At 41.6% G+C, this 26492-nt stretch carries 21 protein-coding genes; 11 read left to right on the forward strand and 10 right to left on the reverse strand.

Translation table 11 applies throughout. The features are described 5' to 3' along the window. Window positions 1-8 precede the first annotated feature (8 nt). The 3 genes from AAGR14_RS21125 to AAGR14_RS21135 form a co-directional block, all read right to left on the reverse strand. A complete protein-coding gene (locus AAGR14_RS21125; protein ID WP_342646231.1) occupies window positions 9-3065 on the reverse strand; it encodes a SusC/RagA family TonB-linked outer membrane protein in 3057 nt (1018 codons plus the stop codon). A 750-nt stretch (window positions 3066-3815) separates the two neighbouring features. Then, window positions 3816-5015 carry a DUF1501 domain-containing protein gene (locus tag AAGR14_RS21130; protein ID WP_342646232.1) on the reverse strand — a complete coding sequence of 400 codons (1200 nt, stop codon included), beginning with the start codon at window positions 5013-5015 and terminating at the stop codon, window positions 3816-3818. A gap of 64 nt (window positions 5016-5079) precedes the next feature. After that, on the reverse strand, window positions 5080-6462 hold the full coding sequence (locus AAGR14_RS21135) for a DUF1800 domain-containing protein (RefSeq protein WP_342646233.1): 1383 nt from the start codon (window positions 6460-6462) through the stop codon (window positions 5080-5082). 274 nt (window positions 6463-6736) lie between these two features. On the opposite strand from AAGR14_RS21135, the gene AAGR14_RS21140 reads away from it, so the two are divergent. The 4 genes from AAGR14_RS21140 to AAGR14_RS21155 all read left to right on the forward strand — a co-directional run bounded on the left by AAGR14_RS21140 (window position 6737) and on the right by AAGR14_RS21155 (window position 12441). Beyond that, complete coding sequence (locus AAGR14_RS21140) at window positions 6737-8722, forward strand: DUF3857 domain-containing protein (RefSeq protein ID WP_342646234.1); 1986 nt, start codon at window positions 6737-6739, stop codon at window positions 8720-8722. A gap of 6 nt (window positions 8723-8728) precedes the next feature. Further along, window positions 8729-10669 (forward strand): DUF3857 and transglutaminase domain-containing protein, encoded by a 1941-nt coding sequence (locus AAGR14_RS21145; protein WP_342646235.1) that lies wholly within the window; start codon window positions 8729-8731, stop codon window positions 10667-10669. Between the two features lie 88 nt (window positions 10670-10757). Beyond that, window positions 10758-10943: a CsbD family protein gene (locus AAGR14_RS21150; protein ID WP_342646236.1), complete on the forward strand. Its 186-nt coding sequence runs from the start codon at window positions 10758-10760 to the stop codon at window positions 10941-10943. A gap of 187 nt (window positions 10944-11130) precedes the next feature. After that, a complete protein-coding gene (locus tag AAGR14_RS21155) occupies window positions 11131-12441 on the forward strand; it encodes a zinc dependent phospholipase C family protein (protein WP_342646237.1) in 1311 nt (436 codons plus the stop codon). 337 nt (window positions 12442-12778) lie between these two features. Here the strand turns inward: AAGR14_RS21155 and AAGR14_RS21160 are convergent, their stop codons facing one another. Then, entirely contained in the window at window positions 12779-13237 is a 459-nt protein-coding gene (locus AAGR14_RS21160; protein ID WP_342646238.1) for a PA2169 family four-helix-bundle protein, read from the reverse strand. Between the two features lie 424 nt (window positions 13238-13661). On the opposite strand from AAGR14_RS21160, the gene AAGR14_RS21165 reads away from it, so the two are divergent. The 5 genes from AAGR14_RS21165 (at window position 13662) to AAGR14_RS21185 (ending at window position 18480) form a co-directional block, all read left to right on the forward strand. Next, on the forward strand, window positions 13662-14453 hold the full coding sequence (locus AAGR14_RS21165) for a DUF4350 domain-containing protein (protein ID WP_342646239.1): 792 nt from the start codon (window positions 13662-13664) through the stop codon (window positions 14451-14453). Window positions 14454-14536: 83 nt separating this feature from the next. After that, complete coding sequence (locus AAGR14_RS21170; protein ID WP_342646240.1) at window positions 14537-15988, forward strand: NAD(P)/FAD-dependent oxidoreductase; 1452 nt, start codon at window positions 14537-14539, stop codon at window positions 15986-15988. Between the two features lie 188 nt (window positions 15989-16176). Continuing rightward, the gene (locus AAGR14_RS21175) at window positions 16177-17730 is read left to right on the forward strand and encodes a PAS domain-containing protein (protein ID WP_342646241.1); all 1554 of its coding nucleotides are present in this window, start codon (window positions 16177-16179) and stop codon (window positions 17728-17730) included. Then, window positions 17720-18082, forward strand: a complete 363-nt coding sequence (locus tag AAGR14_RS21180) for a response regulator (protein WP_342646242.1) — start codon at window positions 17720-17722, stop codon at window positions 18080-18082. Before AAGR14_RS21175 ends, AAGR14_RS21180 begins: the two co-directional genes overlap by 11 nt. 17 nt (window positions 18083-18099) lie before the next feature. Next, a complete protein-coding gene (locus tag AAGR14_RS21185) occupies window positions 18100-18480 on the forward strand; it encodes a hypothetical protein (RefSeq protein ID WP_342646243.1) in 381 nt (126 codons plus the stop codon). Between the two features lie 204 nt (window positions 18481-18684). Here AAGR14_RS21185 and AAGR14_RS21190 read toward each other — a convergent pair whose 3' ends face one another. Together AAGR14_RS21190 and AAGR14_RS21195 are read right to left on the reverse strand one after the other, a co-directional pair. Next, entirely contained in the window at window positions 18685-19686 is a 1002-nt protein-coding gene (locus AAGR14_RS21190) for an acetyl-CoA carboxylase carboxyltransferase subunit alpha (RefSeq protein WP_342646244.1), read from the reverse strand. 48 nt (window positions 19687-19734) lie between these two features. After that, the gene (locus AAGR14_RS21195; RefSeq protein ID WP_342646245.1) at window positions 19735-20235 is read right to left on the reverse strand and encodes a hypothetical protein; all 501 of its coding nucleotides are present in this window, start codon (window positions 20233-20235) and stop codon (window positions 19735-19737) included. A gap of 153 nt (window positions 20236-20388) precedes the next feature. Between AAGR14_RS21195 and AAGR14_RS21200 the strand changes: the two genes are divergently transcribed. Continuing rightward, complete coding sequence (locus AAGR14_RS21200) at window positions 20389-20550, forward strand: hypothetical protein (protein ID WP_342646246.1); 162 nt, start codon at window positions 20389-20391, stop codon at window positions 20548-20550. A gap of 74 nt (window positions 20551-20624) precedes the next feature. Here AAGR14_RS21200 and AAGR14_RS21205 read toward each other — a convergent pair whose 3' ends face one another. Then, on the reverse strand, window positions 20625-21461 hold the full coding sequence (locus AAGR14_RS21205; protein ID WP_342646247.1) for a sulfurtransferase: 837 nt from the start codon (window positions 21459-21461) through the stop codon (window positions 20625-20627). A gap of 38 nt (window positions 21462-21499) precedes the next feature. Continuing rightward, window positions 21500-22156, reverse strand: coding sequence for a metal-dependent transcriptional regulator (locus AAGR14_RS21210; RefSeq protein ID WP_342646248.1), 657 nt, complete (start codon window positions 22154-22156; stop codon window positions 21500-21502). 107 nt (window positions 22157-22263) lie between these two features. Between AAGR14_RS21210 and AAGR14_RS21215 the strand changes: the two genes are divergently transcribed. Continuing rightward, window positions 22264-24729, forward strand: coding sequence for a TonB-dependent receptor (locus AAGR14_RS21215; RefSeq protein ID WP_342646249.1), 2466 nt, complete (start codon window positions 22264-22266; stop codon window positions 24727-24729). A gap of 3 nt (window positions 24730-24732) precedes the next feature. Here the strand turns inward: AAGR14_RS21215 and AAGR14_RS21220 are convergent, their stop codons facing one another. Together AAGR14_RS21220 and AAGR14_RS21225 are read right to left on the reverse strand one after the other, a co-directional pair. Beyond that, window positions 24733-25062 (reverse strand): SMR family transporter, encoded by a 330-nt coding sequence (locus tag AAGR14_RS21220; RefSeq protein WP_342646250.1) that lies wholly within the window; start codon window positions 25060-25062, stop codon window positions 24733-24735. 58 nt (window positions 25063-25120) lie between these two features. Continuing rightward, entirely contained in the window at window positions 25121-26272 is a 1152-nt protein-coding gene (locus AAGR14_RS21225; protein ID WP_342646251.1) for a M28 family peptidase, read from the reverse strand. Window positions 26273-26492 lie beyond the last annotated feature (220 nt).

The following is a 26492-nucleotide window of genomic DNA, read 5'->3' on the forward strand; positions in this document are numbered from 1 at the left end:
ATTCTCAATTAAAAGCCAACATTTAAACCAATGGTAACTGTTCTGATTTGGGGAATATCTTGAGTGTTAAATCCGTTGATAGGCACCTCAGGGTCAAAAGGCAAGCGTTTATCGTATGTTTTTGTCCACAAATTGGTACCACGCGCATATAAATACAGCTTGCTTATACCCGAATTTTTTAAGAATGCCAGTTGCTTAAAGTCATATCCTAACGAAACGTTTTTTAGTCGGATGTAATCACCATAGTACAAAAAGCGGGAAGAGAAATTTGATGAGCTTGACGATGATCCGCCACCGTAAACGTTTTTAGGAACGTCTGTGATTTGACCCGGTGTTGTCCAGCGGTTTACCCAGGTATACTGATATTTATTAGCTCCTGTAATGTAAGTACCATCGTTCAGATAATAAGCCCAGGAGTCGCTGATGCGGTTACCAAAGTTACCGTAAAAGTCAACAGTTAGGTTAATGCCTTTGTAATTAAAAGTATTACTGAAACCGCTCGTAATTTTAGGGTCAGCATGTCCGTAAGGTACACGTGCCGCTGCACCATAATTGGTGGTAGTGGACGTGCGGTCAGCATCTGCATACCACAGCGGGTTACCATTAGCCGGGTCAACTCCTGCATAAATACGGGTATAGTAAGTGTAATAAGAGTAGTTGTTAGCCAACCAGTAACTACCATTGGCCTGATTGTTTTGGGCCAGCTTAGTCATGCGGTTGGCATTGTAGGCAGCATTCAGGTTAACATTCCAGGTAAAGTCTTTAGCTTTAATCGGTACACCTTTAAGTGTAAATTCCCAGCCTCTGTTTTGTAACGCACCTATGTTTTGTGCCTGACCGGCCTGAACACCGCTGAAGCCGGTTTCCCAGGGTATATTTACCACCTGCAAAAGACCATTTACTTTGTTGTTATAGTAATCAACGTTAAATACTAAACGGTCGTTAAAGAAACCAAAATCGACACCGATATCGAATTTTTTTGAAGATTCCCAGGTAAGATTAGGATTACCTACTGTACTGTAGGCTTGTCCGTTTGCTAAGTTATAGTTAAAGCCATAACCAGCTGTTGGTCGCCATTGGTAATTACCCAAGGCATTCGCGTTACCTGTGGTACCGTATGATGAGCGAATTTTAGCTGTAGTAAACACCTTTTGATTTTGAAAGAAATTTTCACCATCGATATTCCAGGCACCGCCCACTGAATAAAAATTACCAAACTGATTAGTGGTGCCAAACCTCGAGCCGCCGTCGCGTCTAAACGATCCGCTTAATGAATAACGGTTTTGATAATTAATATTTGCCCTTGAATAAATAGCATCAAAGGTGTAATTTGACATATTTTGAGCTGCCGTTGTTGGTGTTGCAGCATTTGAAACAGCGGTTAGAGTTGGTTGCGTAAGCGGATAACCAGTTGCATAAGCCGTATTAAAATAGCTGGTTGATCTTTGCGCTTCATAACCTACGGTAGCATCTACATAAAAATCCTGTACTCCTGCAATGTTGTAGCGATAATCTAATTGATTACGCACTAACCAGTTAAAATAACGCCCATACTGGCTTGTGCCGGATCCGTTTAAACTCCGGGCATCACCCATCTGAGCATTCAGGAATGATGTTTCTTCGTTGGTTTGATAATCGATACTTGCATAACCAGTATACTTTAACTGATCCCAAATGTTCCAGCGTACGGTTTCGGCACCAAGGAGCCTTACGTTGTTGATACCTCTTTGGTCATGCTCAGCAATGTAAAGAGGGTTTGAGTTACTTGATGCAGGAAAATTTCCGTTACCGTTCACCGAAGAGTTGATACTGCCATCAGCATTATAAGCTAACTGGAACGGCCTTAAAAAATAAGCAGATGCCAACGGGCTGCTGTAATAAGCGCTACCCTGCAGAGGCGCATTTTGCTTGATGCTCGAAACGTTTAAGTTGGTAGAAATCGAAAATCGGTTATTGATTGTATGATCCAGGTTCAATGTACCCGATACCCGATTTAAATAAGACTTTAAGACCGTTGCATCCTGTTTAAAATACCCGATAGACGAAAATATACGCGTTTTTTCGTTACCTCCATTAACCGACACGTTATACTGCTGCTGGCTACCTTTTTTAGTAACTAAATCGTACCAGTTATTGCCCGGAGTGTTTAGAGCATATGTATTATTTAAAGTAGAAATTTGCGCATCGGTGTAACCAGCATTGGCAAAAGCCTCATTAAACATAGAACGATACTGATCTGGCGTTAAGATTTTGCCAGCATCAGAAAGAGGAAGGTTTGAACTAACACCCGACTCGGCATCAAAACGCACCGAAGTTTTACCTGATTTACCCCTTTTTGTATTAATGATAATTACGCCACTTGATGCACGGGAACCGTAAATGGCTGTTGCAGCAGCATCTTTTAAAACAGTAATATTTTCTATATCGTTATTATTGATACCGGCAAGAGGGCTTAAGGTTGCTCCTCCCCTTTGAGTTAAATCACTGCCGCCGTTTACAATCATCCCATCAATTACATATAAAGGCTGCGAGGCGGCTAAGCTGGTAATAGAGCTGACACCACGGATACGTACCTGGTTTAATGCACCTGGTTGCCCGCTATTGATTTGAACGTTTACACCGGCAATCTGGCCCTGCAAAGCCTGTTGAAATGTAGAGAACGGCTTATTCTCATTTGCAGCACCACTAACAACGCTTGCAGCACCCGTATACGATTTTTTTGCTTGTGAGCCGTAGGAGTCTTTAATTACTACCTCAGCCAGCATTTTTGTATCAGACTGCAATTTTATTGTAGAGAGTGCACCGGATGCAATAGTGACTTGCTGCGAAATATAGCCCACCGAAGTAATATTTAATACCTGCCCGGCAGCAGCATTAAGGGAGAAACTGCCGTCGCTACCGGTGAGTACTCCTGTTTTTGTGCCCAGCACAACTACTGAAACACCCGGAAGAGGCTGACCATCATCAGCACCAACAACAACACCAGTAATTTTTCGATTTTGTGCTATTGCATAATGAATAGCGAAAAGATTTAATGTAAAAAGAACAAGTAAAATTTTTTTCATCTGTCAAAAGTTTATTCAAGTGAATTAAATCATGACAAATTACCATCAAAAACATAAAAAACCTATTAGTTTAACAACAAGCAGACTATTTTAGTAGATTTTCAATAAAATCAGATTTTACGATATCATTATTAAGATATTTTTAAACTATTAAGCACAAAAGATTAAATTTTACTCTTAAAAAAGAGAAAAATTTAATCTAATGGTAATTATTAAGCAATAAATCTAAACAATCAATCAAAAAAAACAGTTGAAAATATAAAAACCCCTTGAATTACCTTTAAATTATTCATAGCACGATATTAAAAGATGCTATTTGAAGAGCATATAACATAAATACCAAAACAAAAAATTATAGACCTTAAAGATGAGTGAGGATGATGGAAAAAATTAAAAATTAGTGAAGCAACGGCAAGATAACGCAAACTGTGCTTCCACTTTTCACTTCGCTCACCTGATAGTTTTAACAGGCTTACAATACCCATCTTGCGCCCGGCGCAAATATATTTGAAGTTACTGTATCAACAAGTCAGCTTATATTACTACTTAGCCTAACTTGGCCAAAGACCTAACCAGACAAATGCAATAGCATTTGTAAACAATATGGAGCAACGTTAATATCATCAAAGCTAATCAGCCTCTTATATGTAACCCTATAACTACTATCGCTGCATTTATACTTTACGCACTGAACACTTACATTTATGTTAAACAAGATTCGCTTTACAGGTTTTGCTCTGTTATACCCGTTTAAATAAAATCCAATCCCGAAAAGCTTTTGTTCAGGATAGCGCTGTTATCCACCTCGAGCCACTTGTTTAACAACGTGCCATAAACTTCTCTAAAATCAACCTGATATTTCAAATCGTCGTTTTCAAGATTAGTCAAATCAGGAGCCTGGTTGTAAATACCTGCTTTATTAAGTTTGCCGCCAAATAAAAATACATTATTTGCCGTGCCATGGTCGGTGCCATTGCTGGCATTCTGTTCAACACGGCGGCCAAACTCCGAAAAGGTCATTACTAAGGTATCGTCCAGCTTGCCGGTCTGTTTCAAATCCTTGATAAACGCGGCTACTGCATCAGCATATATTTTTAATTGCCGGCCCTGCTGGTTTTGCTGCCCCACGTGGGTATCAAACCCACTAAGCGACACGTAATACACCCTGGTTTGCAAGCCCGAATTAATAAACTTAGATACATTTTTGAGCTGATAGCCTAAACCTGTATTGGGGTAAGTGGCCGTTACATTGTAAGTTTTGGTTGTTTTCTGTATATAATCGGCTGATGAGTACGTCTCAATCATGGTTTTATACAGGTAACCCAAATTATCTTCATGCAAATGGTCATTATCCGGTCCATGCATCAGGTCTTTAAAAAAGGGCTCGCGCGTGGTCTGGAAAAGCTTGTTGGGATCTTGTACAGCAATGCCTTTTAAATTGGCCCCTTTTAGCGCTAACGACAGTGTATCATCTACCTCAATGGCAGTGTAGGGGCTTTTGCAATTCTGACAACTGGCATCCAGGTATCGGCCAATCCAACCGGTGGTTAAAAACTGGTCGGTATCGCTGGCTGTTTGCCAGATATCCATCGACCTGAAATGCGACCTGTCGGGATTAGGATAACCTACCGAATTAATTACACTCATCCATCCCTGATCGTAAATCTCCTTTAATGCCGACAGGTTAGGATTGAAACCCTGCATGTCATTCAGCTTAATCACATCGCTGTTATTAATAGCAATAGTTTTGCGTTTTTGGTAATACACATCGTTGCCGAACGGAATTACGGTATTGAGCCCGTCATTACCGCCAGAAAGCTGAATAATTACCAGATTTTTATAACCGGTAATGGACGACGTTGCCATTACCTCCAGCGGTTTCAAAAAGGTGGGTATTAAAAATGCTCCGGATGCTAAAGCACTGCTTTTTAAAAAATCTCTTCTTTTCATAACTCAATGAATGAATAGCTGGTGCCGTCAACGTTTATTACTGCACCATACACGTTAGTGCTATTTAACATAACTGATATTCGGGGGTCGATACTACCTGTATCACCATAGCCTTAATATCTGGCGCCTGGTTAATTTCGGCAATAATGCGGGGATTGAGTGGTGGCTCTAATAAATATTGGGCAACTGCCTCGTGTGGCACTTTTAGAGGGATGCTTTCCAAAAATTTATTCCAGTCGGGCTGAGCCTGCACCCGCTTAATTACATTAAGTTGCTGCTTGCGTTGTGAGGCCAGGTAAGCTTCGTCTTCGGGCGACGCCTTTCCGGCAAAATCAATCAGGCCGGCATTTAATATTGTTGAAGGTATTTTGATCCGGTACATAAGCGATGAGCTATCAATCCAGCTGCGTCCGCCTGGCCAGCCGGCCACATTAGGCGGCCTGAACAATATTTGACCCAACGTGCGCTGAAACTGTATCAGTACATCAGGATTTTGATAGCTGATATTAAACCTACGGTTCAAATCTGCCAGTAATTCTACCGGCGATTTAATTAGATTACCTATGTTTTTATCCTCGTAAAACCAGGGTGCGGTAAATACATGCTCCAGTAATGCTTTAATATCATAACCCGATTGGTAAAATATACCCGCCATTTCATCTACATGGGCATCCTCAGGTATTTCGTTCACCAAGTAACGGTACAACTTGGTACTGATGTAACGGGCAGTTTGTTTATTGTTGAGGATGATGTCGATAATATCTTCTCCGCAAAAGTTACCTGTTTTGCCCATAAACGTTTTGGGCTTCTCATCATGGATGTTGGGCCTAAAAGTATACTCCCCGTTTTTACTATTATAAGCCCAACCCGTAAATGCCCTGGCCGATTCTTTGATATCCTGCTCGGTGTAATGCCCGCGGCCAAGCGTAAACAGCTCCATCAGCTCGCGGGCAAAATTTTCGTTAGGGTGCGCTTTGGTATTTTGCTGGTTATTTAAAAACTGCAGCATAGCCGGCGATTGAGATACTTTAGTAAGCAGTGTTTTAAAATTATCAAGGGCGTAGGTACGCTGTATGTTATTAAGCTCTTGCTGATAATAATAGTTACCAATATTGCAGGCAAAATGGTTATGCCAAAACAACGTCATCTTCTCGCGCAGTTGCGCTTTGCTGGTGCTAAGCTGTTGCATCCAGGCAATGTTTAATGCTTTTTCTTGCTGGTTACGTTTTTCTTGCAATGCCTTACGTTGCTCTTCAGTTGGATCTTTGATGGGGTTTAAATCCAAATTTTCGGTAACTGCAACAAGTGGAGCATTTGATTCAGCATCCTTAAATATTCTTTTTACAGCCTTTTTAGGGCTCCAGTTGTGTTGCGTCTGCAGTTCATTGTAGTTGATGCCGAATCCGGCCCGTGCGTACAAGTGTTTAATGAGCCTTGTATTATCCATAACGCAATCAATAAAGTAGATTTATTACGATAATATTTATCTGGATATATTAATATTTTTCTTGCAAGTTCAATACAGTTTACGTACTCCACTTACTGCTATTTAACGTGCAGGCAAAACGTTAATTATACAGCAAACCTGCATTTTAATATCTTTTTAATGTGGTATAGCGTATAAATGCTTCGACTTACAATTTAATACTAATAATGTTTTAATCTTTTTCTAATAAACAGTTAATACATATATTAGTACAGCGTAACCTTATTATAATTATATGCAAAAAAACCTTACCTTGCTGCTTTTAGCACTCTTTTCGTGGGCAATGTCCTTGGCCCAAACACAAAAAATCGTTTCTAATGCACCTACTTACGGTAAAATTGACATTGCCGATCTGGAATTAAAAACCTGCGACTTTGAAAAAGATGCCAATGCTATGGTACTATCAGACAAGGCCGAACTTTATTACGATGATAATTTAAATATCGTTGTTGAGCGGCATAAGCGCGTCAAAATTTTTTCGGATGCCGGAAAAAAACAGGCAGACATTAGGATAGAGTATTACGGCGGCAACCGCTACGAATTTATTACCGGATTACAGGGCGAGATATTTAACCTTGTAAACGGAAAAATTGAAACAACCAAGCTGGACAAGAAGCAGATTTTTACGGAAAACGTAGATAAAAGCCGGATGGCTATGGTGTTTTCATTCCCGAACGTAAAAGCCGGATCAGTTATAGAGTACAAATACAAGCAAACCATCAACTCGATGAGCTATTTGCCCGAATGGTATTTCCAGTCAACTGTACCTATCCGTTACAGCGAACTAATTACCAGTATACCTGAGTGGTTCTATTTTACCCTACAGCAGCGTAACGGACAGCCGTTTACTAAATTTAACCGCAGTATTGAGTCGCGTTCCATTAGTAATGGATCGAACACGCCTCTAATTTTTTCGCAAAACGTCACTCAATACGTAATGGCCAATGTGCCATCGGTGGTACATGAGCCTTTCATGTCATCGGAGATTGATAATATGCAGGGCCTGTATTTTCATTTAACCTCATTTATGCCGCCGGCAGGCTTTACCCGTAATTTTTCAGACACCTGGGCTAAAGTAGGTGGCACTTTAGCTGACGACGAAGATTTTGGCTCTCAGTTAAAACGCAAGCTTCTTGGCGAAAGCGCCATCATTGACAAAGCCAAAACCTTAAAAACAGACAATGAAAAAATTGCCTATGTTTTTAACGAAGTAAAAAACGCCATGAAATGGAACAGTATTGACCGCTGGTACACTAACGATGGTACTGTTAAAGCCTGGGAAAAAAAGATAGGCAACTCCACCGAGGTTAATTTGATTTTATATCACTTACTAAAACAATCGGGAGTTAAAGCTTACCCGATGGTGGTAAGCACCCGCGAGCATGGTATGGTAAACCCAGCCTACTCGTTTTTATACCAGTTTAACCGTGCTGTAGTGTATATACCTGTTGACAGCACCAAGCGTTACATTCTTGATGCTACCGGTAAATACAACTGTTACCAGGAAACTCCAGCCAACCTGCTTGGATCTTACGGTTTATGTATTGATAAAGAAAATAAAACTTACGATCTGATACATCTTACACGTGCTACACCGGTAAAACAAGTAGTACTGGTAAATGCACAAATTTCGCCGGATGGTAAAATGGACGGCACGGCCAGCATCAGCAGCTACAGCTATGACCGCTTTAACCGTGTTGAAAATTATAAAACCAACGGCGAGAAAAAATATATTGATTACCTGCGCGATAACAACAATACTTTGAGTATAAGCTCTCTTAAGCTCGACAATATGGAGGTGGATACACTGCCTTTAAATCAAAACATCACCTTTAAACAGGAGCTAACCGGCTCAGATAAAGATTATATTTATTTTAGCCCTAACCTGTTTTCTTCTTTCAAAGCCAATCCGTTTTTGAGCGAAAACCGCGTGAGTAATATTGATTTTGGCCATACCCGCTTTTATAATATAACCGGTTTATATAAAGTACCGGAAGGTTATAAGGCCGATGCGCTGCCTCAAAACATAAGCCTCGTAATGCCCGACAAAAGCATTACCTGCCGCAGAACGGTAGCTGCAAATGATGGTACCATAGTAGTAAGGTACATTATCAATTATGAGAAACCTTTGTATTTCAAAGATAGCTACCCCGACCTGCGGGAGTTTTATAAGCGCATGTACGAGATGTTAAACGAGCAGGTGGTACTTAAAAAGTCGTAATCAGTAATGTTTATTAAGCAAGTTAAAACTGCGTGTTTGTGGTTGGTAGTATTAACCGCAAACACCTTTGTGTTAAACGCTCAGGATAAAAGTATCCCCAAGGAGCTTTATCTGGCAGCAACTCTACCCGATTCATTGAAGCAGGATGCCAATGCCGTTATAAGATATGCCAATACCGAAGTAATAGTTAGTGCACCAGGCCGGCTGGTTAAAAAGCATCACAGCTTGGTAACCATACTTAACGAAAAAGGTGACAAATATGCGCAGCTTGTACAAAGCTACGACAAGCATTTTAGCAGCATTGGCACGATGCAGTTGCTGGCTTATGGTGCTGATGGCAAGCTGATAAAAAAATACACCAAAAGCGATGCTTACGACCAGTCTGCTGCAGATGGAATTTCCATTATTACCGACTATCGTATAGCATCCTTGCAGCATCGTATTGCCAGCTACCCGTCAACCATAGAGCTGATTTACGAAACTACCATGAATAGTTACCTTGACTTATTTGAGTGGAACGTTCAGCCGCTCGAAACAGCGGTACAGCAGGCAACCTATAAGTTTGTAATTAACCCTCAGGTTGGTTTCAGGTATAAAAATAAAAACACACGTTTGCAGCCTCAAAAGCAGTCGGACGGTAAAAATGATATTTACACCTGGCAGGTGAGTAATTTAAAGGCACAAACTCCCGAAGAAGACGTTCCTGGCTGGGCCGTTACTCCACGCATTGCTTTTGCCGCCAATAAATTTGAGTACAGTGGCCTGCCCGGCGATATTAGTAATTGGCAAAACTACGGACAATGGCAGCTGGCGCTTAACACCGATGTTTGTTCTTTAAGTCCGCAGCGAGAGCAAGAAATTAGACAGATGACTTCCGGTTTAAAAACCGACCAGGAAAAGGCCCGGTTTTTATACAATTATGTGCAGCAAAATATGCGTTATGTAAGCATACAATTGGGTATTGGCGGTTTAAAGCCTTTTGCTGCCGGTTTTGTAGATCAGAAAAAGTATGGCGACTGTAAGGCATTAACCAATTATATGTATGCACTACTAAAAGCAGTTGGCATACGTTCGCACTATGCTATGGTAAATGCGGGTACTAATGAAGAGCCTGCTGATTTGGACTTTCCTGCCGATCCGTTTAATCACGTAATTTTATGCATACCCTTTAAAAACGACACGACGTGGCTGGAGTGCACCAGCTCTACGCAGCCTTATGGCAAACTTGGTGCGTTTACCGAAAACCGTAATGCCCTACTGGTTACCGAACAAGGTGGCAAATTGGTTAATACGCCGAAGAGTACTACGGCCGACAACCAATTTAATAGCCTGGTGCAGGTTAAATTAGATGCAGATGGCGGTGCTATTGCCAGCGTTAAAATCAAAAGCTCGGGAGAGTATCGTGATTTGTTTGTAGGTGGGTTACCATCCATCAGTCAGGATAAACAAAAAGAATACCTTATCAGATCGCTCAACTTTAAGCAGCCCTCCGTTTTTGAGGTAAAGTTAGGAGCCGACAGTGCTGGCATTAAAGAAGTAAACTTTGACCTGGAGTACGACACTTTTGCAGAGGTATCTGCCGGTAACAAAAAGTTTTACCGCCCGCGGGTATTTGACTTATGGCAATTAACCCTGCCTGCGTTAGATAAACGCCGCAACGATTTTTATTTTGATCACCCAATGCAAAAGTCTTGTACCACCGTAATTAATTTACCCGAAGGGTTTGAAGCCGAGTCGGTACCGGAGAATGTGAGCCTTAAATTTAGTTATGGCACTTACGAGGCTTCTTATGCTTACGATACAGCCAAAAATCAGGTAACCAGTAAGGTAACTTTTAAATTAAACAAGCAAGTTGTTCCGGCTGGTAAGTATACCGAGATGCAGCAGTATATGGACAATATTGCACGGGTACAAAACAAAAAACTGGTCATACATCGTAAAGCCTAATTTTAGCTTAAATTTTTGTGCAACAAACGTCTAACAAAAACCAAACGTTAGCCAGCTTGTTGTAAAAACATACTTAATACGAAACGTTATGGATAAGCTGGAATTAAAGGGAGGCTGGAACGAGCTTAAAGGCAAAATTAAACAAGCCTATGGCGACCTCACCGAAGATGATTTAACTCACGAAGAAGGCAAAGACGACGAAATGCTGGGTAAGCTACAGCAAAAAACGGGTAAGAGCCGCGATGAGTTAGTAAAGTGGATTAATAGTTTATAATAATAAAATGGGCCGGGCAACCGGCCTTTTTTATGTTGAATACTCTCGTTAATCACCTATTAAGTAACAACTTACATAAAATATATCAGACAAGCTGATATAAGTAACATCTTACACTGTTTGGTCGTATCAAACACAATGATTGTAATAATTGTTGTTCCACTCTTTGTACGATACTCAAAATAACATGTTCTCTATTAAAAATATTTTGTCTGCATTGTTTGCTGTTGTAGTGATGATGCTTGTGCCGCTGCGTGGGCAGAGTTTTTCTATATTAGCTCATGAAGCTATTATTGATGCCGAGTGGGATTTAACACTAAAAAAGATACTTCTTAAAAAATACCCCGATGCCACGCTGGATGACCTGATTAAGGCGCACTCATACGCCTATGGCGGCAGTCTGGTGCTTGATATTGGTTACATGCCCGGTGGTAATGCCTACTTTACCGATTTGATGCATTACGTACGTAGCGGCGATTTTATTACTAACCTGCTTCACGAAGAACATAGCCTCAATGAGTACGCTTTTGCCTTGGGTGCCTTGTCGCATTACATAGCCGACCAGTACGGCCATAGCATGGCTACCAACGTTACCGTGCCCGAACTATATCCTAAGCTAAAAGCTAAATTTGGCAATGTAGTTACATATGACGAAGACCACCTATCGCACAGCCGGATGGAATTTGCTTATGACGTAGTGCAGGTAGGCCGCAGTAATTATGCCTCGGTTGCCTATCATGATTTTATTGGGTTTAATATTGCTAAAGAGCCGCTGCAACGGGCGTTTTTAAAAACTTACGGGCAGGATTTAAGCTCACTGTTTAAAAATTTTGAGTCGAGCGTATCTATTATGCGCTGGGGAGTGAAAAACCTGTTCCCTGCCATGACCAGGCAGGCCTGGAAATCTAAGAGAGATGAAATTGTTAAAGTAAATACTAAAGCCACCAAACGCACTTTTAGATACAAAATGAGCAGCCGCATGTACCGGACCGAGTTTGGCAGCGACGGTAGTTCCAAACCCGATTTCAAAGCCCGCGCTTTAGCTTTTTTAATCCGGATCTTACCCAAAATTGGGCCTTTAAAAACGTTGAAATTTGTTTATCCCGGCCAGCAGGGCGAAAAACGCTTTGTAAGTGTTTTTGATACCATTATTCGAAAATACGGTACAGCTCTGCAAACCTGGGATCAGCAAGGATTGCTTTTAACCGATATTAATTTAGATACCGGCCACCCGCAAAAGTTTGGTGAATATAAGCTCTCTGATAAAAGTTACTGCGAGCTGTTGTGTAAACTACAAAAAGAGCAATTTATGTACATGGACAAAGAGTTGCAGCAACACCTGATTACTCATTTTGAAGATGCCGAAGGGCTGCATCAATTATTTAAAGATCATCCCGAAGATATAGCCGGAGTGCAGCAAGCCATAGCGCAATTAAGAACTTTTAATGTGCAGGAGAATAAAATTAAAAACACGACCGGTTCATCAGCGACTGATTAAAGCTAGAAAGCTCGTTTTGTTAAACACAAAACGAGCTTTCTATAATAAATGCCTCATTGATTAGTCTTTCTTTTTTGAAGATGACTTTACACAATTAGGTACAGTTTTACCGTTTTTTTCTTTGGTGCCTTTCTTTTCGTATCCTTCCCAGCACGATCCTTTTTTTTCTTTAGTTGCCATAATATTAAATGTTGGTTGTCTGTAATTTACCAATTACCGTTCCAAATATTAAAAGCGGCGTATAGATGTTGAGAATTTACAGCATTTGCTATAAAGGCAAAAAGGCTGCTCTAACTAAAGAGCAGCCTTTTTACTTATTATCGTGTTGAGCAGTTAATTACTCTGCACTATCGCGTAATGCCTTAATGCGATCATGCGACTCATTGATTGCCTGTGACTGGCGGGTAAGCAGTTGGATAGCTTCTGATGACAATTCGCTCTCTGGCATCAACGCTTCGCGGTATGCTTTTTTAATGGCATCTTCGCCGCGCTCACACTCTTGTAAAACTGCTTTACGGTCATGACCTGAAAACAATGCTTTTACTTCGATCCAGGCGCGGTGTAATGTACCTGATGCGCTGTTACCTGTATCAGTATCGGCACCATGTTGTACGCCTAATGCAGTTAATTCTTGTGCAAACTCACGGCTTTGAGTGCTGTATTGCTCAAATAATGTTTTTAAATCAAAATCGCCATCGCCTAAATCTTTTAAAGCGCGTGTAAAACCGTCAGCACGGTCGTTATTGATTTCAATTAAATCACTTATTACTTCTGTTGCTTTTGTGGTAGATTCCATGGTATATGTATTTTATATTATTGGTAAGTCAACAATAATAATATTGGTTGGTTTTAATTATAGAGCGATTAAATTTAATCCGTTCTTTAAAATCTATATTTTACACTTAAAGTTTGTTTGTTGGGTTTCCACGTATTTATGAGGAAACGATACTTTAACATTAATAAAATTTGTTAGTTATGACCGCTAATCAGCATAAAAAAGAAGGTGATATCAATACTGATCAGAAGGTAAATCAGTAAAAAAATTTAGAAACAGAAGCCTCCATTAGCGAAGGTGACGAGGTAAAAAAGCCGAAAAACGCATGCAGAATTTACAAAAAAATTCATCACCACCTGACGATAAGAAGGATGCTTGATGCCAGCTGCTAAAATGCCGTAAAATTATTTAGCTTAGCCGGCACCCTAACAACACCTGTCCCATCATGAAAACAACTTTAATTTACAGCTTGGCGCTCTCATCAGCATTGTTTGTTTTTGAGGCCAACGCCCAAACGGTTACCCTGGATTATTATTTTAATCACGAAGCTCATAAAGACAGCAAAGGTGAGCCCGAACGTTTCCACTATTTGTGGGAAGAAACCGACAATAACGGTTACTCTATTTTAGGCGAAAACTTCAAGTCTCAGGGATTTAAGCTAAAATCACTCGAAAATGCACCTACAGCAACAAACCTTAAAGGCACCAGTGTTTACATCATCGTTGACCCCGACAGTAAAAAAGAAAGTCCCAACCCTAACTATATCCAGCCCACAGATGTAAAAAACATTGCTGCTTGGGTAAAGCAGGGTGGCATATTGGTCATGTTTGCTAATGACAGTGCTAACGTTGAGTTGCCTCATTTTAATAAGCTGGCTAACACCTTTGGTTTTAACTTCAATAACGATTTACAGAACCATGTGGTAGACGATAACCATTTTGAAGATGGAGGTATTATCATCAAAAACAATCCGGTGTTTAAAACCGCAGGTAAAATTTACATGAAAGATGTGTGCTCCATCAGCACCACCGGCAATGCCAAACCTGTTTTAAAAAATGCTGCCGGGGCTACCCTGATTGCAACAGCCCAATACGGTAAAGGAACTGCCATAGCCATTGCCGACCCTTGGTTGTATAACGAATATACCAACGGCCGCCTGCCTGCTAAATACGGTTTTGAAAATGACAAGGCTGCACAAGATTTAGTAGCTTGGCTTAAACGTTTAACAGCAGAATAACAGAACAAATAAATCTTACACAAACAGTAGCTTTTCTGGTTATTAGAAAAGCCTTGTTTATATGATTTCCTCAAGGCTTAGTTATGCCCATTAACCAACCAGATTATGATGCTGTAATAGTAGGTTCGGGCCCTAACGGGCTTGCTGCTGCCATACTTTTGCAACAGCAAGGGTTGCGGGTGCTTATTATAGAAGGTAAAGAGAGTATTGGTGGTGGCTTACGTACAGCCGAACTAACATTACCCGGTTTTAAGCATGACATTTGTTCGGCAATTCATCCCTTAGGAGCCAACTCTCCATTCTTAACAAAGCTACCTTTAGCGCAATTTGGCCTGGAGTATATTTATCCTGATGTAGCAGCCGCACATCCGTTAGATGACGGTACTGCTGCCATGCTTACCCATTCGGTAAATGATACCGCCCGACATCTGGGTGTTGATGAGCAGGCTTACTTAAAGTTGGTGCAGCCCCTAATAAAATCATGGAATGCTATTGCACCTGATGTATTGGGGCCATTACATTGGCCCAAACATCCGCTGGCTATGGCACAGTTTGGCGCTAAGGCATTGCTGCCGGCTACTGCTTTGGCTAAATTGTTTGCCGGTACGCCTGCCCGGGCTCTTATTGCAGGTATGGCGGCACATGCCATACAGCCTTTAGGTAATTTAACCACAGCTGCCATAGCTTTGGTGTTGTTGGCGCAAGGGCATATTAAAGGCTGGCCATTGCCTAAAGGCGGTTCACAGCAAATAGCCAATGCAATGGCAGGCTACTTTAAATCAATAGGCGGCAAAATTGAAACCAGAATATTTATCAGCAATATGAGCCAGTTGCCTTCGGCGCATGCTGTATTGTTTGATGTTACGCCGCGGCAATTACTACAGATTGCCGGTCACCGGTTTTCGTGGGTGTATAAAAAACAATTGGCTCGTTACCGGTACGGCATGGGCGTGTTTAAAATAGATTGGGCGCTTAATGAGCCTGTGCCTTTTACCGCCCCGGAATGCCGGCGCGCCGGCACCTTGCATTTGGGCGGTAGTTTTGAGCAGATAGCATCGTCAGAATTAAGTACGTCTAAAGGCAACCATCCGGAGCAGCCGTACGTATTATTTGCACAGCAAAGTTTGTTTGATAATAGCCGGGCACCTAAAGGTAAGCATACGGCCTGGGCTTATTGCCACGTACCACATGGATCTGAAAAAGATATGACCCACATTATTGAAAGCCAGGTGGAGCGTTTTGCCCCCGGTTTTAAACAATGTATTATTGCCCGCAGCACCATGAATACCCGGCAAATGGAAGAATACAACCCCAATTATATGGGTGGCGATATTAATGGCGGACAGTTAGATATTGCACAACTGTTTACCAGGCCGGCATTGAGGTGGTCGCCTTATCGAACATCGGCTAAGGGGGTATACATTTGTTCGTCGTCAACGCCGCCGGGTGGCGGTGTACATGGTATGTGCGGTTACTATGCTGCAAAGCGGGCTTTAAAAGAAGTATTTGGGATACGAATCAACACCTTAAATTAGCTTTATTAAAAGTCAATTTAAATTATCTTAAAGTTTTTTATACTGTGTTAAAGCATTAAAAGTTCAAACATTTAGCATACAAAATAGTTAATCATCTTACATTTAATTGTACAGGATACCAAGCAAATATGTTAAGCTTTCATGTTTGCAGATACCTGCGTTTGTAATATTTAAAACGGTTTTATAAGTTGGACAGCTTTACTAACGAAAACTTTTCTTTTTCTCACGAAAGTCTACAGCGCGATTTTGAGCTACTTACTAAAGCGGTAGATGCAAGTATATCGGGTATTATTATTTCAGATAATCAACAGCCCGATAACCCTATCATTTATTGTAATGCTGCATTCGAAAAGATGACCGGTTATGTGCGTAACGAGATTATTGGTCGTAATTGTCGTTTTTTGCAAAAAGATGACCGTAATCAAAAAGAGCGGAAAATATTAAAAAATGCCATTGCCGAAGGCAAGGATAGCGTAGTAGAGATCAGGAATTATACCAAGAGTGGTGTTTTATTTTGGAACGAACTGTACTTATCACCCATTAAAGATGAGCAAGGTAACATTACCTATTTTATTGGCGTGCAGCACGATATTACTCAACGTAAAAAAGCGCAGCAGGACTTACTACAAGAACAGGAGAGCTTAGAGCGCAAAGTAGAGGAGCGTACAAGGGTCATTAGGGAAAGTGAAGAATACTTGTCGAGCATATATCAAACCGTACGAGAAAGCCTGATTGTTTTAAATCCGGAATTTAAGGTATTGAGCGTAAACGAGCATTTTTTACGCACTTTCAAGGTATCAACATCAGAAACCGAAGGTGAGCTATTGTATGATTTAGGTAACGGACAATGGGATATTCCCAAGCTTAAAGAGTTGTTAGAGCAAATTTTACCTACCAATAATCCGGTCGAAAATTTTGAAGTAGAACATAATTTTCCGCAGATTGGCCGTAAAACTATGCTGGTTAACGCTCATCGTATCGAGCTGGAAGGGCAGTATAAAGACAGGATATTAATTGCCATTGAGGATATAACCGAGCGGCGGGATATTGAACGCCGTAAAGATGATTTTTTATCTATTGCCAGTCATGAACTTAAAACACCGCTAACTACCATTAAAGGCTATGTGCAGATGATGGAGCGGTTTATGCCTGATGCAGCCGACGATAAGTTTAAAAACATTGTTAAAAAAACCAGCACTTATGTAGAGCGTTTAAACTTGCTCATCGGTGAATTACTGGATGTATCGCGTATACAAAACGGAAAAATTGAATTACATAAAGAGCCTTTTGATTTTGACAGGATGCTGCATGATACTGTTGAAGGTATGCAGGCTGCCAATAAAGAATTTGATATTGAAATAAAGGGCACCTCCGTAAATAACTATGTTGGAGACGAATTGCAACTGGTACAGGTAATTAATAATCTGTTATCAAACGCTATTAAGTACTCGCCCAATGCGCATAAAATTATAGTGTATGCTTCGCTGGTAAGCGATTTTTTAAAAGTATCAGTAACTGACTACGGCATGGGCATCAGCATTGAAGATCAAAAAAATATATTTGAGCGTTTTTATCGCGTAGGCGATATTCAGCAACATTTCCCGGGTATGGGTATCGGTTTATATGTATGTGAACAGGTAATTAAAAAACATGGCGGTACCATTTGGGTAGAGAGTGAAAAAGGAAAAGGCTCAACTTTTAGTTTCACACTTCCGTTAAACGAAAGGAAGAATGATGAATAAAAAAGTTTTAGTTTGTGATGATGACGAGGGCATCCTGGATATGGTTTCGTTTGTGCTGGAAGACAGCGGTTTTCAGGTAATTGCAGAAAGCAATAGCCTTAACGTGTCCGGCTTGATTGAAAAGGAAAAGCCCGATTTATTATTATTGGATTTATGGATGCCAGTACTCTCGGGCGACCAGGTGTTAAAAATGCTGCGCAGTAACCCGGATACAAAAGATCTGCCGGTCATTGTGATATCCGCCAGTACAGAAGGACAAAAAATTGCTCAGGAAGCTGGTGCGAGCGCGTTTATAGCCAAGCCTTTTGATATTGATCAGCTCATTAACAGAGTAGAAACGATATTGCAATAAATTTTTAAACTTGGGATATGAAATATGGATTGATACCGGCGTTTGTCTTATTCTTAACGGCAGGCAGCGTTAAGGCACAAACTGCCGAAGCTGCGCATTTTGCCAAACCTCAAAGCAGCAAAAATATTTCGGCCCAGGTTGGCCAAAAGTTGGCCGTGTGTGATACTGTTTATGATTTTAGAGTGGTAAATCCAACCACTACCTTACTCAACTTAGGCGGCCGTTACCCTCAACAAAACCTCACCGTAACTATCAAAGGTGATGCAGTAAAAGTTAATCCGGCCTTAATGAAGGGCAAACCGGTATGCTTTTATGGGGAGGTTACTCTCTTTAAAAATCGCCCAGAAATGGTTGTTTCTGCGCCAGAGCAAATTATGGATATCAAAAAATATCAGTAGCTCCTTCGTCGTGTGTAATGTAAGATAGCATCAAACATGGCATATCATTCAGACAACAGTATAAGCAAGAACTTGTTAACACCATTAATTACATCAAGATAAAAAAGATAAGAGCCCAGTATTACCGGGCTCTTATCTTTTTTATGGCTTTTGTGAGCCAATGCAACTTTTAATCCTACTTATTAGCAGTTATAGTCGACTATATTATTGTGCCTGTTCAGTAACCGGCGCTGCAGCAGGATCGGCAGACTCATCATCAATTACCACACCCATAGCGCAAAATTTGTCGATACGTTCACTTACCAGTTCTTCGATATTACGGTCTTTTAACGCTTTGATATCTTTAATCAGTTGTTTTTTTACGATTGCAGCCATCGCCACCGGATCTTGGTGTGCACCACCCAGCGGTTCTTTAATGATCCCATCTATCAGCTTGTTTTTGAACATTTCGCTCGAGGTTAGTTTTAATACCTCAGCAGCACGTTCTTTATAATCCCAGCTGCGCCATAAAATAGATGAACAAGATTCTGGAGAGATAACCGAGTACCAGGTATGTTCAAGCATATAAACTTTATCGCCCACACCAATACCAATAGCACCGCCTGATGCGCCTTCGCCAATAATTACACAAATAACGGGCACGTTAAGCACCGACATCTCCATAATATTACGGGCAATGGCCTCACCTTGTCCGCGCTCTTCAGCTTCCAGACCCGGATAAGCACCCGGCGTGTCAATTAATGTAATAACAGGCTTGTTAAATTTTTCGGCCATTTTCATTAAGCGCAACGCTTTGCGGTAACCTTCAGGGTTAGCCATACCGAAATTACGGTACTGCCTATCTTTAGTGTTACGCCCTTTCTGGTGACCAATAAACATCGCGGTTTGCCCCCCTATTGATCCCCAACCGCCAATAATGGCTTTGTCGTCGCCAAAATTACGGTCGCCGTGCAGTTCAATAAAATCATCACACATCAGCTCAATATACTGTAATGTATAGGGTCTGTCCGGATGCCTCGAAATCTGCACCTTTTGCCAGCCGGTAAGGTTAGTATATAATTGTTTCTTCGTGTCGTCAAACTTGTCTTGCAACTCATTTATCGTAGCCGACATATTTACCTTAGTTTTCTCTTCTGCCTGTTTTATTTTTTCAATTTGCTGCTGCAAATCAGCCAATGGCTTTTCAAAATCAAACGTAATCTTCATAATCCTCTGTAACGGGGGGCTAAGTTAAGTAAATTGAACGTAGAAATCTTATTTCTGGTTTTTAAGCTGCCAAAACTTGGTAAGCTGCGGTTGAGTCAACGAATTATAGGTGTTATAGCAAGCCGTTAAAACAGAGGTGCGGTATTCTCCTTCGTATAATCCATAACGGTTGCCATAAAAAGTAATGCTGCCTTCGTCGAGCTTTTTGGTACTGAACATTTCATCCAGCTTTTTCTCGTTGCGTAAAACAGACTGTCCTATTTCTGTTTTTTTAAGCTGCAGGTACTTGCTTATTTCTGTAAGGCGGGTTACCTGCACCGGCAATAATTTAAGTTCCTTTTTGTACTTTAACACCTCATCGGGCATTGGATAACCATTCATGGTTGCCGGCAGGGCCATTTCGGCCAGCGCAGGCCCCTTTTTATAATCAGCGTACTGTTTTAAAGTCAGCGTTTTTATAACTGATGGAGTAACACTGCTATCTGTTTGAGCAAATAAAGCTTGGCAAACACTCAAACATAAAAACAAACAAAGTAGTGCTTTATTCATAAAATGCAGTTTAAACTAAACTACAAAAGTGCTTAATAATTTAATTAAAGCAATGCGTTAATGTCATAATGTGTACCAATTGTAACATCCGCATTACAAATTAATCCATTGGCATAGTTATGTCTCTAAACCATATATACAATGTAATTGATTATGAAAAAGACCATTTTAAGCATAGCGTTAGTAGCCTCGTTAATCAGCAGTTTAAGCAGTTGTATGGTATCTAATGATCGTCGTGGCAGGCATCGTGACCGCGGCCACCATGATCGCGGATGGCACCGTGGCCCGTACGATAGTAATTACGGCCGCTACTAAAATAAAAGCCCGGGTTTCGTGACTGATTTCCCGGGCTTTTTTATATAAAAAATATTTAATGCAATCTATTAAAGTTATACCTCTTCGGTACCAACAGGTAAATCCCTGCGCGACCATTCGCTCCATGATCCTACGTAAAGCTTAGCGCCCGGTAACCCTGCCTGTTCAAGCGCAAGTAAGGTATGGCAGGCCGTTACTCCCGAACCACAATGTACAATAACCTGCTCAGGCTGCTTGCCGTTAAGCACTTTTTTGTAGTTTGCTTTTAACTCTTCGGCTGGTAAATATTGGTTTTCCGCATTCATGTTAGAGATGTATGGCACATTGATAGCGCCTGGAATATGCCCTGCAACCAGATCAAGCGGCTCTGTGCGGCCTAAATAGCGGGGTGCTTCGCGTACGTCAATAACTATATTATCTGGGCTTTGTACCGCTTTAGATACCTCTTCTAAAACTGCCATGCCGGTAAAATCATGTGCAGCCTGGTATGTTGCAGGTTCGGGCGTTGAAGGAACATCCGTAGTAACTGTTAAACCAGCTTTAACAGCCGCTTGCAGTCCGCCGTTTAATACTTGCACTTTTTGATGACCAATGGCTTTCAGCATCCACCAAAAACGGGCAGCAGGGTTGGCCGCACCTTTATCATCATAAACAATCACATGGCTTTGCGACGTAATACCTAAACGGCCGAGCAACGCTGTAAAATACTGAAGCGATGGCAAAGGATGGCGTCCGCCAAAAGCCGGATTTTCGGGATGAGCCGCCAGTTCGTCTAAGTCAATATACAATGCGCCTTGCAGATGCCCCTGTTCGTAGCGCTCGCGGCTATTGCCAAATCCGCGGGCATCTATTAAGATGTAACTATCTTTATTTAATGATTTAAGTTCGGAAGCTTCTATTATTGGTAGCATAAGTATGGGTGTGTAAAGTCAAATATAAAAAAGGCAGTTTAACTGATCAGGATATTCTCTACAAATTTTGACGATACCGTGGTAGGCTCACCATTATCAATACTGATGATTAATGACTGGTCGAAAGCAATTTGCTCGATGAGCCTGATTTGAGTACCGATACTGATTTTGAGTTTGTGCAGATACTGTAAAAATGCACTGCTGGTATCGCGTACAGCAGCTACCCGGTAAGTACTGCCCGTTTTACCATCAGCCAGCGAAGCCGAAAAAGATTTTGCCATTTTGCCGTTAGCTTTAGGGATAGGGTCGCCATGCGGGTCATACTCCGGGAAACCTAAAAACTTGTCCAAGCGGTCGGCCAAATCAATTTGTCTAATGTGTTCCAGCTCTTCGGCAATGTCGTGTATCTCGTCCCAGCGGTACTCCAGCTTTTCCAGCAAAAATACTTCCCATAAGCGGTGTTTCCTGATAATTTGAATAGCGTCTTTTTGCCCTTGTGCAGTGAGCTTTACACCTTTCTTTTTATCATATTCAATCAGCTGCTTATCGGTAAGCTTACGAATCATGTCAACTACCGATGCCGGGTTATTACCCAAAGCTTCGGCAATGGCACTGGTTGATATTTTACTTACCGAGGGCATTTGCGATAACCTGAATATAGCCTTCAAATAATTCTCTTCCGAAAAAGTGTTCATGATAGCAGCATTTAGCAATATCAAACTTATAAAAATTAAACTAACAAATAATAAAATTAGACAAACCTAATTTTATTATTTAGGTTTACTGTATTATTAGTTTAGACATGGCGAAACACATTTACCTGATTGTATATTTAATTACCTGCACCATTGCAGCTTTTGCGCAGCAAGGCACTTTGCGTGGGCAAGTGATACATGACCAACAACCCGTTGATTTTGTGTCAATGATACTATCAGGTAATAAAGCAGGGACACATACTGGCACTAATGGACAGTACACTATTCAGCATATAGCACCCGGAATTTACACGATAGGCGCGTCGGCAGTAGGTTTCCAAAAACAGCAAAAAACAATTACAATTAAGCCGGGCGAAACGTTGGTAGTTAATTTTGATCTCCAAAAAGCAGAATCGCAACTGAATGATGTGATAGTGACGGGTGTGAGCCGGGCTACCGAGGTACGCAAAAACCCGGTGCCGGTAGCCGTAATGAGTAAAAAGGATATGGACCGGCATGTGAATAACAATATTATAGATGCCATAATTAAAGGTGTGCCCGGCGTAAGCGCGGTAACCACCGGCCCCAATGTATCTAAACCGTTTATACGTGGTCTGGGCTACAACCGTGTGCTCACTTTGTACGATGGCATACGCCAGGAAGGCCAGCAGTGGGGTGATGAGCACGGTATTGAGATTGACCAGTACGGCATTACCCGCGCTGAGGTAGTTAAAGGCCCGGCCAGTTTATCGTACGGCTCGGATGCCCTGGCTGGTGTAATCAACCTGATACCCTACCTGCCGGCAATTGACAATAACGCTCTTAAAGGCGATTACACGGCCGATTACCATACTAACAACCAGCTGATCGGCAACTCCTTAGGCTTGGCTTACAAACGCAATGACTGGCGCTATACCCTACGCAGCAGCGGTAAATGGGCACAAAATTACAGCAACAGTGTTGATGGTAGGGTTTATGGTACAGCCTACCGCGAACTTAACCTATCAGCCATGGCAAGGATCGACAAAAAGTGGGGTTACACACAGCTGGCAGCTACGCTATTTAATAACAAGCAGGAAATACCCGATGGCAGCCGTGATTCGCTTACCCGGCGTTTTACCAGGCAGGTACTGGACGAGGGTGATGATGTTAAAAACCGCCCAATAGTGCCGGATAAAGAACTAAGCACTTACCGCCTCAACCCGCTTTACCAGCATATACAACATTACCGTTTGTACAGTAGCAGCCGTTTTAACGTTGGGGATGGCAATATTAATGTTTTGCTCGGGGGCCAGCAGAGCATCAGGCGTGAGTATAACCATCCAACCAAACCACAGCAGGCCGGCTTGTACGTAATTTTAAACACCTTGAATTACGACGTTAAATATAATCTGCCGGCCATGGCCGGTATAGAAACCTCGGTAGGTATAAACGGCATGTACCAAACCAACCGAAGCAAAGATGCCACTGACTTTCCGATTCCGGATTATAACCTGTTTGATGTAGGCACCTTTTTATTCGCCAAAAAAACTTTCGGCCCGGTAGATATTTCGGGAGGGATACGTTATGATAACCGGCATATCAACTGGAATAACTTTTTTGTGGCTGATAACCCACGAAATGGATTTCAGCGCCATGTGACCGGGATGGATACCGTAGGTACTTATTTACAGTTTCCGGCTTTTAGTAAAAATTACACCGGCATTTCGGGCAGTTTGGGTTTAACTTACAATGTTAGCGAACGGTTGCTGCTTAAAGCCAACATTGCCCGTGGATACCGGGCACCTAACATTACCGAGATAGGCTCAAACGGCCTGGACCCGGGCGCACACATTGTTTATTTGGGTAATCGCACCTTTAAACCTGAGTTTAATATACAGCAGGATATTGGCATCATTACATATTTAAAAGACGCCGACATCAGTGCCGAGCTTTTTAACAATTTAATCTACAATTACATTTACCAGGCCCGGCTGAATGATGCCGACGGGAAGCCGGTGGTTATTGTGCCTGGCAATAACACTTACCAGTATCAACAATCAGAAGCCCGGCTGTATGGTGCGGAGGTAACCGTAAATCTGCACCCCGAAAAACTGCCGTGGCTTTGCTGGAATAACAGCTTAGCCTACGTTAAAGGATTAAACCAGAATAAGGCATTAATTGCGCAGGAGGGTGACGCGGCTAAGTATCTGCCATTTATCCCACCATTGCATTTACGCTCGGAGTTGCGTATCAATATTCAAAGTAGTGCAAAAACTATACTAAAGCCCTACTTTAAACTTGAGGCTGATGCCTATGCTGCCCAAAACGAATTTTATGCACTGGATAATACAGAGACAGCTACTCCCGGCTACACTTTATGGAACGCAGGCTTTGGTTCGGGCATCAGGAATAAAGCAGGAAAAACGCTACTTGATATTTTTGTACAGGCAGATAATATCCTGAACAAAGCTTATCAATCTAACCTTAACCGTTTAAAATATTTTGAGTATTACCAGTCGTCGCCCAACGGGCGTAGTGGCATTTATAATATTGGACGTAATATCAGTTTTAAAATTATTGTTCCGTTTTAAAATTCAGGCACCGGCTGTTTTAGAAAACAGATTGATAATTAAAACACCCGCAATAATAAACCCCATACCAATGATGGCCGGTGTGTCCAGCTTTTGCTGATAAAAGAAATAACCGGTTATTGAAATGAGAATGATGCCAACGCCCGACCAAATGGCATAAGTAACACCTACGGGAATGCTCTTTAACGTCATGCTCATAAAATAAAATGCCGACGCGTAGCCCAATATTACAACTACCGATGGCCAAAGCCGGGAAAACTGGTCGGACGCTTTTAATGCAGTAGTTGCGGCCACTTCGGACAGGATAGCAATAAGCAGGTAGACGTACTTCATGACCAAATATACAGTACAGCACCTGTATTGTGCTTAATGTTGTTTAGGTTTAATGGTTTCAGTTTTTTTGCAGTTCTGCATTAAATTGAACCAGTAGTTTAAACAAATCGTTAAATTCGGTTAGCGGTAAGGTTTTGCTGATGTCGAATACATCATGATAGGCTTTGATGCCGCCCATGGTGTACATAAAAATAGCAGGTACTCCTTTTTCGGTAAACCAGTAATGATCACTGTTAGCTGCCTTACCCCTCGGATTAATTTTAACCAGGTAATTCCCTTGAGCGTTTACTTTTTTAAGTAAATCAAAGTATTTAGGATATACGGTAGCATTAACCACGGTAATGCCTTCATTACCGGTTCCCATAATGTCCATATTAATTAAGAGTTTGATACTACTTAGCGGGATAAGCGGATGCTCGGTAAAATATTTTGAGCCTAATATACCCGCCTCCTCACCGGCAAAACAAATGAAGGCAACCGTGTATGGTTGCGGATGAGCCGCATAATATTTAGCCAGGCTCAGCACCATGGCCATACCGCTGGCATTGTCATTAGCGCCCGGAAAATAAGTATCTCTGCCCATGCCGCCCAAATGGTCATAGTGCCCGGTAATTACAATCACCGAATCAGACTTAGCCGTGCCTTTGACCCAGGCACAAATATTACCGGTTTTAAAATCAGGGTTGAGTTTATTTTCAATATCCAGACTGATGCTGGCAGGTGGCTGGTTTAAGGCTTTCTTGTCAACCTGTATCAGGGTATAATCGGCCGCCTCCTGCGCTACCGACCAGGTTAGTTTATCTTTTACGACTACGATAATCCGGCTTTCGGCATTTACATAAGTAACGCTATCTTGCTGTACAAGGTTGCCCGCAGCTTTTACTCCCCGGCTTTCAGGCCCTACAATAAAATCACGCCCAGGCATGAGTGTTTTACCGTTGATGCTTACCTGCATTTTGCCCGGAAAAGTATTAACCGGAAAATTAAACGCCTGAACATAATTATTACCGGCCATAGGTTGTAAACCAAAGCTTTTAAACTGCCCGGTAATAAAACGGGCGGCTTTACTCATGCCGTCGTTAGTATAGCCCCTGCCCCAAAAATACCGGGAGGTTAAGGTATCCACCATACGGCGGGCAAAAACAGAATCTTGTGCAAACAACAGGTTCGCTGTAAAACAAAGCAATAAGGTAAGCCTGATTTTCATCATCAAGTAAAGGTATTATTCTGCTAAAATTACAAAAGAATATCCTTTTTTAAGGTCAGTCCTTTCGCTCATGCGGAAAATGCTTACCACGACTTGCCCTATTGCTATGTTCATTACGAGACAGGAAACAACTGCTTAAGCTCCACAGTAAACAGCATAAAGCAAAAGCAAGCAGTTTAATTTGCATACATTATATTTTTTTGGTGAGCAATTCAGCAAAGAG

This window comes from Mucilaginibacter sp. CSA2-8R (genome assembly GCF_038806765.1).
In the GTDB taxonomy this organism is placed as follows: Bacteria; Bacteroidota; Bacteroidia; order Sphingobacteriales; family Sphingobacteriaceae; genus Mucilaginibacter.